11 protein-coding genes and 1 pseudogene are annotated in these 14,485 nt (G+C 38.0%); 2 read left to right on the forward strand and 10 right to left on the reverse strand.

Features of this window, described 5'->3' with window-relative positions; genetic code table 11:
* Positions 1–94 precede the first annotated feature (94 nt).
* Both ADICYQ_RS24800 and ADICYQ_RS24805 read left to right on the forward strand, forming a co-directional pair.
* Positions 95–3,349 (forward strand): SusC/RagA family TonB-linked outer membrane protein, encoded by a 3,255-nt coding sequence (locus ADICYQ_RS24800; protein WP_020888492.1) that lies wholly within the window; start codon positions 95–97, stop codon positions 3,347–3,349.
* Between the two features lie 10 nt (positions 3,350–3,359).
* Complete coding sequence (locus ADICYQ_RS24805; protein WP_020888493.1) at positions 3,360–4,796, forward strand: SusD/RagB family nutrient-binding outer membrane lipoprotein; 1,437 nt, start codon at positions 3,360–3,362, stop codon at positions 4,794–4,796.
* Between the two features lie 86 nt (positions 4,797–4,882).
* Here the strand turns inward: ADICYQ_RS24805 and ADICYQ_RS24810 are convergent, their stop codons facing one another.
* From ADICYQ_RS24810 to ADICYQ_RS24855, 10 genes and pseudogenes are all read right to left on the reverse strand, one after another.
* The gene (locus ADICYQ_RS24810) at positions 4,883–5,479 is read right to left on the reverse strand and encodes a transposase (protein ID WP_020888494.1); all 597 of its coding nucleotides are present in this window, start codon (positions 5,477–5,479) and stop codon (positions 4,883–4,885) included.
* 167 nt (positions 5,480–5,646) lie between these two features.
* The gene (locus ADICYQ_RS24815; RefSeq protein WP_020888495.1) at positions 5,647–6,453 is read right to left on the reverse strand and encodes a TlpA family protein disulfide reductase; all 807 of its coding nucleotides are present in this window, start codon (positions 6,451–6,453) and stop codon (positions 5,647–5,649) included.
* Between the two features lie 258 nt (positions 6,454–6,711).
* Positions 6,712–7,632 (reverse strand): hypothetical protein, encoded by a 921-nt coding sequence (locus tag ADICYQ_RS24820; RefSeq protein ID WP_020888496.1) that lies wholly within the window; start codon positions 7,630–7,632, stop codon positions 6,712–6,714.
* Positions 7,633–7,638: 6 nt separating this feature from the next.
* Positions 7,639–9,089 (reverse strand): annotated as a pseudogene (locus tag ADICYQ_RS24825) (MBOAT family O-acyltransferase).
* A gap of 179 nt (positions 9,090–9,268) precedes the next feature.
* Positions 9,269–9,952, reverse strand: a complete 684-nt coding sequence (locus ADICYQ_RS24830) for a DNA alkylation repair protein (protein ID WP_020888499.1) — start codon at positions 9,950–9,952, stop codon at positions 9,269–9,271.
* A 308-nt stretch (positions 9,953–10,260) separates the two neighbouring features.
* The gene (locus tag ADICYQ_RS24835; protein ID WP_020888500.1) at positions 10,261–11,112 is read right to left on the reverse strand and encodes a LamG-like jellyroll fold domain-containing protein; all 852 of its coding nucleotides are present in this window, start codon (positions 11,110–11,112) and stop codon (positions 10,261–10,263) included.
* 253 nt (positions 11,113–11,365) lie between these two features.
* A complete protein-coding gene (locus ADICYQ_RS24840) occupies positions 11,366–12,295 on the reverse strand; it encodes a ketopantoate reductase family protein (protein ID WP_020888501.1) in 930 nt (309 codons plus the stop codon).
* Entirely contained in the window at positions 12,292–12,696 is a 405-nt protein-coding gene (locus tag ADICYQ_RS24845) for a DoxX family protein (RefSeq protein ID WP_020888502.1), read from the reverse strand. Before ADICYQ_RS24845 ends, ADICYQ_RS24840 begins: the two co-directional genes overlap by 4 nt.
* 1 nt (position 12,697) lies before the next feature.
* Entirely contained in the window at positions 12,698–13,501 is an 804-nt protein-coding gene (locus ADICYQ_RS24850; RefSeq protein ID WP_020888503.1) for a haloacid dehalogenase type II, read from the reverse strand.
* Between the two features lie 51 nt (positions 13,502–13,552).
* Entirely contained in the window at positions 13,553–14,155 is a 603-nt protein-coding gene (locus tag ADICYQ_RS24855; RefSeq protein ID WP_040418100.1) for a TetR/AcrR family transcriptional regulator, read from the reverse strand.
* Positions 14,156–14,485: the final 330 nt, after the last annotated feature.

The raw sequence follows: 14,485 nt of genomic DNA on the forward strand, positions 1-14,485 counted from the left end.
TTTGTAGCGATTAGCCTAAGTGAATTCCGTGTGATTTTTAATTAAACATTCGGGGTATTATTTGGTTTATACTTTTAACTTAAATCATGAAATTATGAAGAATACTTTACTCTGCTTTGCGCTGGTAATAGGTACAGTGTTTTCTGTGCTAGCACAAAGTAAAACTGTAACCGGGAGGATAACTTCCGCAGATGAACCGGAAGGTATTCCGGGCGTAAACATACGTGTTAAAGGAACTATGGTTGGGGCAATATCAGACATTGACGGCAACTATACCTTAGCCGTTCCAGAAGGTTCAAACCTGCTGGTATTTAGCTTTGTTGGCTTTGTTGCCCAAGAAGCAACTATCGGAAACCGAAGCACAATCGATGTAGTATTACTTCAAGACGTGAGGGAACTCTCTGAAGTAGTGATAACCGCTTTGGGTGTGGAGAGGAATAGAAATGAATTGGCCTATTCTGCACAGGAAGTTGATGGGGACATGATCACCCGTACCAGGAGCCCGGATTTTGTAAATTCCCTTTCGGGAAAAGTAGCCGGCCTGGACATTAGGAGCAATAACACCATGGGTGGATCTACCAATGTTATTATAAGGGGTTATTCCTCTATAACAGGGAACAACCAAGCCCTTTTTGTGATTGACGGAGTGCCAATAAGCAACGCGAACAACAACACAAGTACTAAAGCCTACCAGGCGAATGAAAGTTATGGAAACCAGCAAGAAGGTCGTGTTGGTACTGACTTTGGAAACGCAGCAGCAGATTTAAATCCCGACAATATAGAATCTGTCAACGTTTTGAAAGGAGCCGCGGCTACCGCATTGTACGGATCACGTGCTGCCAATGGTGTAATCATGATTACCACTAAAAAAGGGAAAGAAAACAGCATGGCCCTTACCGTAAATACCGGTGTTGTATGGAGTCAAATTGACAAAAGCACCTTTGTTAGGTACCAAAAAGATTACGGAGCAGGTTATTCAGGCGCTTTCCGAACACCCCAGGATCTTGGGAGTGGAGTGGGGCCTGTGGTAAGGTTTCAGGATGATGCTTCTTATGGTCCTGCATTTGATCCAGGACTTATGGTCTATCAGTGGGATGCGATTGATCCATTTTCTCCAACCTTTGGTCAAATGACTCCTTGGGTTGCTGCTCAAAATGATCCAAGCACCTTTTATGAAACAGGGTTAAATTCCAATCAGAGTATTATTTTGAGTGGTGGTGGAGAAGATGCCACATTTAGTTTAGGATACACCCGTAATGATATAAAAGGAAATTTGCCAAACAGTACCATAGACAAGGATCAGTTCAACTTTACCGCGTCTTATAAAGCAACGGATCGACTGACAGTTACCGCGTCTGGAAACTATGCACGAACTGTAGGTATGGGTCGGTACGGAACCGGCTACAATGGAAGAAACCCCAACCAACAATTCAGGCAATGGTGGCAAACCAATGTGGACATTCGGGATCAGGAAGCTGCTTACTGGAGAAATGAACAAAACATTACCTGGAACTGGAATAGTGCCAATACCGGCCCTATATATTCAGACAACTTATATTGGTCAAGGTATCAAAATTATTCCAATGACAGCAGGGACAATTATTATGGCTATGCCTCAGTAAACTATAAGGTTAACGATTGGTTCAGTGTGATGGGCCGGGCGTCTTTCAATACTACCACCGATCTTCAAGAAGAACGTGTAGCCATTGGTAGTGCAGATGTTAGCCAATATACTAGATTCAATAGAGATTTTAATGAGTCCAACTTTGACCTTTTGTTAAACTTCAACAAGGACATATCAGAGGACATCAGCTTTACAGGCTTGTTAGGGTCTAATTTGCGTAGAAGCAGGATGAGTTCCATAAGGGCCAGTACCAATGGTGGTTTGGTAGTGCCGGGGTTATACAGTCTTTCCAATTCACGGAATGCCATCCAACCACCATTTGAAGAAGTACAAGATATAGGTGTTGATGGAGTATTTGCAAACGCCAACTTTGGTTACAAAGAGACCTTGTTTGTGGAAGTATCTGCTCGTCAGGACAAGTCTACTACTTTGCCTGAAGACAACAACACTTACTTCTATCCAGCAGCAGCAGCTAACTTAGTGTTTTCTAAATTATTGGATGCTTCCTGGTTGTCGCATGGTAAAGTCAGGGCGAATTATGCAGAAGTGGGTAATGATGCCCCTGCTTTGAGTTTGTATGACGTATATGATGCGCAGACAGGCTATGGATCTATTCCTATATTCTCTCTTCCCAGCACAAGAAACAATAACTTCTTATTGCCTGAAAGGCAAAAAAGTTTTGAGGCAGGTGTAGAAGCTGACTTTTTTGACAGACTCTTTGGATTTGATGTAACTTATTATAAATCAAACACCATCAATCAGATTTTGCCGGTGAATACATCTGCAGCAAGTGGCTATACCAAGAGGTTTGTCAATGCTGGAGAAGTTCAAAACCAGGGAATTGAGGTTTCTGCCTTTGTAACTCCCATTCAGACCCAAGATTTTCAATGGACCATGAACTTGAATTTCGCCCGAAACAGAAATGAGGTAATTAGTCTATATGGAGAAGGAGAAAACGAGGTATTAAATGTTCCCATAGCTTCTTTCCAAGGTGGCGTATCCGTCAATGCGGCCGTAGGTCAACCTTATGGAGTTATTAGAGGCAAAGACTTTGTTTATACCAATGGAGAAAGAACCGTCAATGAAGATGGTTACTATATGGTTTCAGATAATTCAGATGAAATCATAGGTGATCCAAATCCTGACTGGATTGGTGGTATTAACAATACCATTACGTATAAAGGCATTTCCTTAGGTTTTCTAATCGATATCCGTAGCGGAGGTGACATTTTCTCCCTGGATCAATATTATGGTGAAGGAACAGGATTATATCCTTTAACCGCAGCCTTGAATGACAAGGGAAATCCTTCAAGACTGCCTGTAGCAGATGGCGGTGGAGTTTTGTTACCGGGAGTAAAAGCAGACGGCAGTCCCAATGACATCTATGCCGAAAACCTTAATGGCGATGGCATAACCCCATTTGGTTATGCGGCCAACAATTATGGTGAGACCCCACGTTCCCTGTATACTTTTGATGGGAGTTTTGTGAAATTAAGAGAAGTGGCGGTGACTTACACCCTACCCCCTGCCTGGATTCAAAAAATGGGGGTTTTTCAGAGTGTCGACCTGCAACTTATAGGCCGTAATCTATGGATCATCCATAAGAACATGGAATTTTCCGATCCAGAGGAAGGTTTGAGCTCCGGTAATGCCGGAAGAGGTTATCAGGGAGGTGCATATCCTGCTTTGAAGAATTATGGTTTTAATGTTCGGTTAAATTTCTAAACCAGAAAAGATGAAAAAGATTTTTATAAGTATAATCTCCATGGCGCTGATGGCATCATGCGTAGATAATTTGGACGACTACAATGTAGATCAAAAGAGTGCAATTGAGGTTCCCCCTGCTACCTTATTTACAGGCGCAGTTAAGGAACTCACGGATGTGATTACCACTCCAGATGTAAACGTAAATAATTATAGGTTCTATGTACAGCATTGGACCACAACGCAGTATTTGGATGAGCCAAGGTATAATATGACTACCCGACTTATTCCACAAAACGTATGGGTAGCCCTTTATCGGGATGTTTTAGCGGATTTAAAAGAATCCAAAAGGTTGGTGGCATTAGACATCAATATCACAGAGGAAGTCAAAAGCAACCAATTGGCACAAATAGAAATTATGGAAGTGTTTTCCTGGTCTGTATTGCTGAATACTTTCGGAGATGTCCCTTACTCAGAGGCTTTGAATCCAGAAAATTCTCTTCCTTCCTATGACGACGCAGAAACGGTTTACAATGCAGTTCTTACCCGACTTGATGAGGGCTTGAACATGATTAACGTAGATGCTGTAGGTTTTGAGGAGGCAGATATCATGTATTCAGGAGATATGGATATGTGGGTGAAATTTGGTAATTCTCTAAAACTAAAACTGGCGATGGTCATTGCGGATGTAAACCCAAGCCTTGCTCAGGGTTTAGTTGAAGCGGCCGCGCCCAATGTATTCACCGCCAATATGGACAGTGGTGCCTTTCCATATCTGAGTGCACCACCTAATAACAACCCTGTTTCCGAAGAGATAAATCCATTATTTACTTCCAGACAAGATTATGTTGTGGCCAATACTTTGGTTGATGCAATGAACGAACTGAATGATCCCAGAAGGGTCTTTTATTTCACCCAAGTAGATGGTGAATATATAGGAGGAAAATATGGTTTTTCAAATTCTTATTCGGATTTCTCAACCATCAACCCAATGGTCACAGACCCTACTTTCGAGGCATTGTTAGTAGATTATTCAGAAGTGGAATTCCTGCTTGCAGAGGCTATTGAAAGAGGCTTTAATGTGCCAGGAACTGCAGAGGAACATTATAACAATGCGATTGCTGCATCCATAGCCTACTGGGGTGGAACGGACAGCGAGACTACAGCCTACCTTGCACAAGAGGATGTTAATTATTCAACAGCTTCAGGAGATTGGCGTCAAAAGATTGGCAACCAAAAATGGATTTCCCTGTACAATCGCGGGTATGATGCCTGGTTGGAATGGAGAAGATTGGATTGGCCAGCTTTACAACCTCCAGCAATAGAAGGAGCAAGTCAACTGACAATTCCAAAAAGGGTGATTTACCCTGTCAATGAGCAAACCTTAAATGGCACCAACCGTTCTGCGGCTGGACAAGCCATTGGAGGAGATGACGGAGCCACTTACTTGTGGTGGGATGTAAATTAAGAGACGTTTTAAATGTAAATAAAAGTGTAAAAGCCGTTCCAAATTGGAACGGCTTTTACTTTTTTGGGGAGAGTATGGTTTGTTCATCAATAATAAAATTTATCATCTCCCCATTTTTTCGGATTATTAACAATGTATTTTGAAATCGTTTGATAGGATTGTTCATTTCGGACTATGTGTTCATAGTAATTGCGTTGCCAAAATTTCCCCATCATTCTATTTTTCAATTTGAAAATTTTCAGACATTTATTTGCAACCAAGGATTTATATGCACCAACAATATCACCAACGGATGCATTCGGACGGATGGGAATATCATTAATATCATCGGATATTGTTAGGGTCAACCCTGGCGGTTGCCCAATTTCATTATTGTTATTTTCTATTTGGGAGGGGGTGAACCCCGCCTCTACGGCATTCAAAATAATAATGCCGTGCATATGATTTGGCATTATTTGAAAACCATCCAATACAAAATTATTAAATCGCTCTGGTAATTTCGCCCATTCATTATAGGCATGTGTTCCGTATTCATTCAATATCATTTCATTGTTTTCAATTTCTCCAAAACGATGAATTCGTTTGTGACAACAAATGGTAATAAAATATGCACCTGCCTGCGAATAATCGTAACCGGTCAACCGCAAAGACTTTCGATGATGAATATTTGGATTATAGGACATTGGTTTAAATTAATTGTCACCCTATCTGGCCTGATTTACGCTTCGCAAAACTTAAACCAATCTTAAATTTAATTTTATACACACTAAACCCAGAGGGTCAACATACTTCCGAGGAATATCTAGCAAATCCCATTCAGTTAAATACAGGACTGGCGGATACCTTTTCCCTAAATTTTTAAAAGTGATTTGTGCCCATCGATGTAGGCCATTAATTCGGAGGCTTTATTGAAAATTTTCTTAATGTTGCCGTTTTTATCAAGCACCAGATGCGTGGGATAGGCCTGTAAATTCAATTGATCAATAATCAGTTCTTCTTGATCCGGAAAAACCACATAATCGAATGCCCTCTTGGTTAAAAAGTCTTCTAAGGAAGATTGAGAATCTGTGGCCAGGCTTAAAAATTGTATGTCACTTTCATTGCGGTACTTATGTACAAACTCATTTAATTCAGGCATCTCAGCTATGCAAGGTTTGCAGGCGATAAACCAGGTTTTAATTATCGTGATTTTCCCTATTAGGCTTTCATTTTTGTACTGCTGCCCATTGATAGCTGTTAAGTCAATTTCTGGGAATTTTTTACCTTCCATTTCATAATATCCAAAAGCCTGTGCCGCTGAATTTTTAATGGTAGTCGAAATGCTTTTATCCGCACCTTCAGGTAATCTAACCAGTTTATAGCTGATGGAATCGGCCTTAGCTTTCACCTTGCTCTCAATGCTAATGTAGTTTCCAGATGTTAATTTTATCAGGAAATCTTTTTTTGAGATTACTTTAGCATTTTCATCAAGCGCTATAAAGTCCGATGAAAAAGAGATTTTGTAATAATGGTAGTTCCACCAAGTACTAAAATCTGCTGTCAACTCTTCCAAATCCTCAAACCCTTGCATTTCCTTGTCAAGATTTTTGCTTGATTTTTCATTACAAGATGCAAAGGAAATAAAGACCAATAATAACAGGAGCGGTAAGTTTTTCATGGCGTAGCAGTTAGCTAAACTTTAATATATAAAAAATAAAAACACAACAAAACTAAACACCCCTTTATACACCCAATTAATTAGTAGTTTTGAATCTTGCCTGTAAAGTGTTTTAATCTAAGTAAAAAGAATTTAGAGGGATCCATCAATTGGATAACTCCGGCGGTTTGCCTTGCTAATTTACTGTTCAAGAAGTAGTAGTGGGCTGCTTCCCCTGGTTTACGACTCTCTGAGACTAGGCTTTTCACATGGTATTGCCTATTCTTTATTCAATATCTCAATTAGTTTTTTGTTAAATAATTCCACACCGCTTTGATTCAAGTGATGAGAATCACTAAAATGTAATGAATCATTTAAAGAAATGATATTATTAAAATTATAATAGACTGAATACGTACTCATTAAACTATCAAGATAGTCTGTGTTCGTATAGCTATCAAAGTGGACTTTAGAAATGGGGGCATAAACCAGAATTAACGGTATGTTTCTTTTTTTCAATTCATTCACGATTTCTAAAAAAGATTCAAGCTGATAATCTTTAATGTTTACTTTTCTTTTTTCAAAAGGAAAGGGTTTAAAAAACTCAACTTTATTTTCCACAAACCCGCCTGATACATACTTATCTTTTCCTTTATAAATAGATTCATTAAAGGATTCATTTAGGCCTAATAAATCTCGAATAAGGGCATAAAAAAATGTATTGTAAGTTTTAATGTTGTTGATTTTTAAAGCCATTTCGAAGGAATTAAAATCATTTTTATCATTAGAAATTACATCAAGTGATGATTCAACCCCATCAACGTTAAATGTCGCAGGAAAAACCTCATATATTACCATTTTTGGGTTTAAAGAATCCATATACCTATTAAAAAGAACTTTGGTTTGGAGAGGAGTTTGAGAACTGGACCCTAAGTTAAATGTTTTGTACCCGTATTTTGTAAATATTCGTGGATCAAACCCCCGATAGGAATGAGATGAACCCAAGAATAAAACATCTAAATTACTTTGATTCTTTATTTCAGAAATCCTTGAAAACAGATGTCCATTGGCACCTATCTTATAACTTACATTCGGTTTAAATTTATTAGGCGTGAGGTTAGTCCAAACAAACAACATGACCAAATAAAACAAACAGGTAAATAATAAAAATTTAAATGTATTTAGGCTGAATTTTTTCATAGAATTCTAAAACTGAAAATAAATAAAAGGGGATTCAACCGAGGGCATAAACATTCCAATTGCAAAAATTATTGACGCATAAAATGACCACCTAATGGGCCTGTACCAATTTTGCCCCAAATGGGCAATGGCATATTGCCCTTCACGTCCTTTCCATTCAAGCATAACAAAAATTGCAACAAGAACTATTGCAACAAAAGCCCTTCCTCTCCCATCAAATTGTGGGATTGAGAAAAGTGAAGGTGATAAAATTTCAGAAATATAGCTTATGGCATGCCCAATATTTTCTGCTCTGAAAAATATCCAAGCAGTCACAATTAAACCAAAGGTTAGCAGCATATATGCAAATTCTTTAATGCTAGGTAAAGCCTTTCCCTGGGCAACCGGTTTAAGATTATTTCGATTGTTCTTTGTCAATAATAGAGGTAAGAAGAAGACTGCATTTAACGCACCCCAGACAATAAAAGTCCAATTTGCTCCATGCCAAAACCCGCTCACGATAAAAATAATAAATGTATTTCTTACTTTCATCCACGTTCCGCCACGACTTCCGCCTAGTGGAATATATAAGTAATCTCTAAACCAAGTGGACAGGGAAATATGCCACCGTCTCCAAAATTCTGCAATGTCCCTTGAAAAATAGGGGAAATTGAAGTTCTGCATCAAATTAAAGCCAAAAAGTCTGGAAGTTCCTATGGCTATATCCGAATAGCCTGAGAAGTCACCATAAATTTGAAAGCTGAAAAATACGGCACCCAAAACCAATGTGCTGCCGGAATAATCTGATGAATTATTGAAAATCAAATTGGCATATTGAGCGCAATTATCTGCAATCACCATCTTTTTAAACAAGCCCCAAAGAATTTGGCGCATGCCGTCTACCGCTTTTGAATAATCAAATGTCCGTTTTTTGTAAAATTGAGGTAACAAATTGGTTGCCCTTTCAATAGGACCGGCAACTAATTGTGGGAAAAAACTTACAAAGGCAGAAAAAGCAATAAAATCATCCGTTGGTTCAAGTTTTCTTTTGTACACATCAATTGAATAACTTAAAGTTTGAAAGGTATAAAAGCTTATCCCTACCGGTAAAATAATGTTTAATGAACTTGCATTTATTTCTGTTCCAAAAAATGAAAAGGCAGAAATAAAATTGTCTAAAAAGAAGTTGTAATATTTAAAGAACCCCAGGAAACCTAGATTTACAAAAATACTTGTATAAAGTAAAACTTTCCTTTTGTTGGATTACCTTCAATCTTCAGTCTATTTCCTATAGCATAGTCTACTACAGTACTGAATAATATCAAAGACAAGAATCTCCAGTCCCACCATCCATAAAACAAATAACTTGCTGCAACGATTAGAAAGTTTTGCAACTTCAAGCTTTTGCTTGAAACAAGCCAATAAAGTATAAAAACTATCGGTAAAAATATTGCAAAGTCAATTGAGTTAAAAAGCATTCGTTCTGTCTATTCAATTATTTTTTAACCTTATTAAGGGACTGAGGTAAGCTCAAGAAAAGTAGAATTATTGGCAATACTTTTAAGGATTAGACCTTTTAGTAAGTTCCAAAAATAACTTTAAAAGTAGTAATAAAAAACAAAGAAACAGCGGTCTAAGTCCTATTCTCTTTCCCACTTCAAGAAATTAACCTTAAAGCTTCTCTTTTACTTAAAGGACTTAATGCTGTATCGTCTACAAATTCCTGCACCCACTCAGGGTCGGTACGACTGTATTCTCGCAGTACCCAGCCAATGGCTTTATTGATAAAAAATTCATCAGATCTCAATAAATGGTGAATGCACTTCACTAAAAGGGCGAGATCCATTTTATCCTTGTACTTTAACTGAAACAGCAGCGCACTCCTTTGCAACCAAATATTATTGGACCGCAACCATTTGTTTATGTGCGACTCCTTTTCTTCAGGAAAAAGCAGAAAGTAATTGCCCATCAATTTATTAGCGATCATATCTACCGTATCCCACCAAGATTGATGAGCCACCATGTGCGCATAAAGATGGATGTCCTCTTTCTCTATGACTTTCATGTATTTCAATGAAAGTTCTTGGGCAAAGTAATGAAACTCCCTCTCGTTCCTACTCCATAAAACCTTTACCAATTCATGAAGCTCAGTCTTTGGTGGAAGCATGGCTTTGTGCAAAAAAGGACTTTGGATGGCTCTTCTATGCTGGGTAGAAATCCCAAAAAACTGGAATTGATTCCGCAAATATGCCCCTTGCTGCAATGCCAGTTCTTTATTGGCATAACGGCTAAATTCCTGTTCTAAGACTGAAATGTATTCAAGGGTTTCGTTGGATAGCATTTGGTTGAATATTTGGGTTGTGTGGTGGGATGATAATTAGTAAACGTTGACCTTTTAATCCTAACTGGTCTAAGTTCCTACCTGGCCTAAGTTTAGCGAAGCGTAACTTAGGCCCAAAATAAGGAAAGTTTTCAACTTTCGTGAAATAATCATCAGGTTGCCGTCAAAGCTAAAATAGGTAGAGACACTCCAAGTTTACTTCAACACCGCTGACTTCGACAGGCTCAGCCACCGGTGTCGAATTACTCAACTCCCGCCCACCTAAGCTATTGTATAAAAACATTTAACTGTTCTTAGCCATACCACTTTTAGAACAAAGACTTCATACCATTTTTCTGCTCGTAAACAAACTTCACTTCATTGGAATCCAAAACCTTATCGAAAACTGTAAGCTCATCCATCAACCCAACATAACTTAGGCCAAGCATAATCTTGGCATTTTCTTCCTCCCATGTAAAGGGATCATTAACACCTTCAACAGCTCCCTTCAACTGCCCATCTAGGTATAACTTACTGGAAGATTTATTTGTGTTTATCTCGGAATAGGTAATTACAATATGTGTCCATTTTCCACTTTTAAAAGGAGGCTGGGTTACGGTAACCGTTCGTTTTTTTGTCTTGGCTTCATCGTTTTTATTTTCAGGATTCCATACCTCCAAATCTCCCATAACGCCTAACCTGAATTCTCTCGGATCATCTTTTGTAAAATCCACCCATAAGGCGGCATCATTGTATCTAGAGTCCGTGAGGTTTATTGGGTCGCAAAAACCCGGTTCCAGGTCTTTCGCAGGGTCCAATTGCAGCCAAAACGAAAAGGTCCCACTCCAGGATGTAGAACTGTATCCCAGGTTTTTATTACCGCTAAAATAAATAGCCGAACTATTCTTCTTTTTGAAATAAAGGGCATCTCCGCTAAGGCCTTTGTTTTTGGCTAAAACAACATCAGGATTGTGTAAACCTGACTTTGCACTTTCTATTTCGCCATAGTTATCAGCGGTATATATTAGTGGATCGCCAGCAGCTATATCTGCCGAAGTTTTTCCGTCAAAAGAACTGTAGAAAAGAATATGGTCTTTTAATTCCTCGTTTTGAGAAAAAGCAAAATTTGAAATGACTAAAAAGAATAATCCAAATGTAAGAGAAAGCCAATTTGAGTTCATGATTTTGATGTTTTGAGTCTATGATAAATGCAAATCTTAAAGTGATTTTGTCAGCATTGGTGCAGAAAAATGGCAACAATGCCGCCAAAATCATTTAATGTGTAATCACTGAACCGTGACTTCACCCGATGCTGTGATATTACGCCCTTGCCTGGCTGGGGAAATAGGGTAAATGAACCCAATCTTACTTTATCCCCTAATTATTAAAGCGTTAAATGGAATTATGCAATAAGATCACCCTGAGGAAAATTTATTAAGCCTTAAGAAGCACCTCTATTTTCTGGTTCATTTCTTCGTAGTTAGCTACTTTAACCTCAAACTTTTTGCCATTTTTTATAACAAAATCCAGGAAATCCTCTTTTTCTGTTTGGCTGTTTTGGTTTTCGAAATCCAGTTGAAGTGATGATTTAGATTTGTAAGGGAAATTAGAGAGCATTGCCAAGGAATCGGCTATATTTTGTTCAGTCAAAGTCACATTGAACTTGCCTGCTAAAGCTTGTACTTCTCTCATCATTTTTTCAAGTTTAGCCATATACTTGGGTTCTTCGGCCAAAGCTCCAAATGTGATATCAAGTGCTGTGGTCATAACAGCTAATGGAGAAACAAAGAGGTATTTTTTCCATAAAATCTCCTTGATGTCTTTGGTGTAAGTAGCATCTAAACCACCATTAACCAATACTTTCTCCACCCATTCAAAATCTGAATCATCATTGTTTCCGAAAAATATTTTCCCTGGTCCGCCAAGGTGTTTTACAACTCCTGGTTTTTCTATGTTCGAAGCGATGTAAATACAGCCTTCAAGAATTTTTGAAGGGTCGTGCTCAATGTTTTTTTCAATGCTTTCTTTTGCATTCACTCCATTTTGTAATGGAATTATAATTGTCTCTTCTTTCAGACAATCTTGATATTTACCAATTGCTGCAGCTAAGGAAAATGATTTTGTGGCAACAATCAGAATATCAAGTAATCCGATTTCATCCGGATTATCAGATGCTAAATAAGGTTTTGATTTTATTATTTCATCGCCTGTTATTAATGAAAGTCCATCCTTGTTAATGACCTCCTTTGTCTTATTGCGACAAATAAATATCACTTTGGTCTCCTCATCCTTTTCAAAGTTCTTGGTAAGTTTTGCGCCAATGAAACTCCCAATGCCTCCCATTCCTAAAATACCTATTTTCATAGTTTATTTTCTTTAAAGTTGAATTTTGTTTTTAGATAAAAAACCTGAAATACAGAGAATAAGGCGAGTACAATAGCAATTATCACCAAGGGTATTTTTGGTTCGGGCCTTGCAAAAAACTCCAATCCCAAAGCCGTAATCATGGTAATGAATAGAAATGCATAAGCAAATATTCCAATTTTCACTTCTTGTGAAATGGCAAAATAAATTATCAAAAGCACCATGCTGATTTCAGCTAAACCCGTGAAAACCCTGAAAAAGTCAGCATTGATGTGTAAAGCATTTTCAAATTGTTCAAATCCTGCAACACTCATGGGCTTAGCCAAAAGTTTAGGAATAGCAAAATAGCCCATTGCCACAATTGAGATAATATTAATGATTTTACTTGCTATTTTATTCATCTTATTTTAAGCTAATTAATTTTTTAGTGACCAATGCTAGATCATTTTCAATGATTTCTGGCTTTGGAGCAAGGGGATACAATTGAGCACCTGGTCTGCTTATAAAAGCGCCTCTCCAACCAGCCCAAAGTGCACCAGCAATGTCCCATCCATGAGCTGCGACCAATAAGCATTCAGAAGGTTTTATCTCCATTTTTCTTGCTGCCCAGTCGTAGGCATCTGCATGCGGTTTGAATTTACCCATGTCTTCAATACTTAATCTTTCTTCAAAATAATCTAACAGTCCAGCGTTTTCAAATTGTGTTTTCACCCCCTTATTGGATGAGTTGGTAAAGGAAACGAGTTTGTATCCAGCATCCTTTAATTGTTGTAAAGACGCTTTGACTTCTGGATGTGCTGGCAAAGAGCGGATAGGGCCCAAAATAGCATCTCTGGCTTCTTTTTCCGTAATAGAGATCCCATTGTTAGCGGCGACCATTTGTAGGGCTGCGGCTCCAATTATTCCGAAATCATTGTATTGTCTGCCCACGGTAGTGACCAAGGAATATTGCAACATGGTGGTAAACCACAGCGGCAACAATTCACTTCTGCCTCCGAGTAAATCCCCAACGCTTGTCTTCATCGCTGTTAAGTCAAGCAAGGTTTCATTAACATCAAAAAACAATACCTTAGGTCTTGTCCCTATCACTTTAGCCTCCAACTCGCTTGCATTGTTTCTTGCAAAACCAACCTGAGGAATTGTTGCCCCAGCCATACCAAGTAAAGCTGTATTCTTAATAAAATTTCTTCTGTTCTTTTTCATCATGTAAATACTTACGTTAAAAACATTCTTATCGGTATGTTTTTTGGTAAAAAATTAAAATTTTAATTGATTGAGGTATACCGACAAACCAGAAATATACTGATCCAAGATAACATCATTGTCATATAATTTCCTGATTCCTCTAATTCCTTCAAAAGCACTAATCAGATAAACGGCTACTGCTTCACTTGGAATTTCCTTTTTTATGGCGTTTTGCTCCTTGCCTTTTTCAATAAGAATGACAAGTGCTTTTTTCCATTTTTCAACAATGCTTTTTAAAGCCAATTGATAGCTAATTTCATAATTACCAATTTCATTGATAAAGTTATTCATCGGGCATCCTTGCTGCTTGTCATAAAAAGGAAAGGACTTAATTCTATTTAAAAAGGTATTTTCTAGAATTTCCATGGCATTCCCAGTACCGTTTAAAGGCAAAACCATGGCATTGTAAACCCGTTTTTGAATTTTCAATTCAATCACCTCTAATCCAAGCTGCTCCTTACTTTTATAATGGTGGTAGAAAGCCCCTTTGGTCATTTTGGCAGCTTTCATAACATCATTTATGCTTGTAGCCTTAAACCCGTTTTCATAAAAAAGCTTAAATGCTTCATGCACTATGTGTTGCTTGGTTATCTCAGACTTCAATTCTTGCTGCATACCCTAAATATACGAATAAAAGTACAAGTGGTTTGTTTCTTGGCTTATTCTGTAATATTTGGATATGGAAAGGTTTCAATAAAGGAGTTGAGTGAATAAGAATTGTGTGCCAAATTCCTACTTTATCAAACGAAGAATGAAGGGTGAAAAGGATCTGTTTCTACTTGAAATTGCGAATACATTGACTCATATCTAATTGGTTGGCCAGGAATGGGTACTATGTGATTCATTAAATTCCGCCTTGTAGCTATTCGGCGTGAAGAAATTTAAGCAGGGTATGGCAAGGGCACAGGCTCTGTCTGACGAATTTTTTGGTTAATGAAACATCCA

The organism is Cyclobacterium qasimii M12-11B (assembly GCF_000427295.1).
Classification (GTDB): Bacteria; Bacteroidota; Bacteroidia; order Cytophagales; family Cyclobacteriaceae; genus Cyclobacterium; species Cyclobacterium qasimii.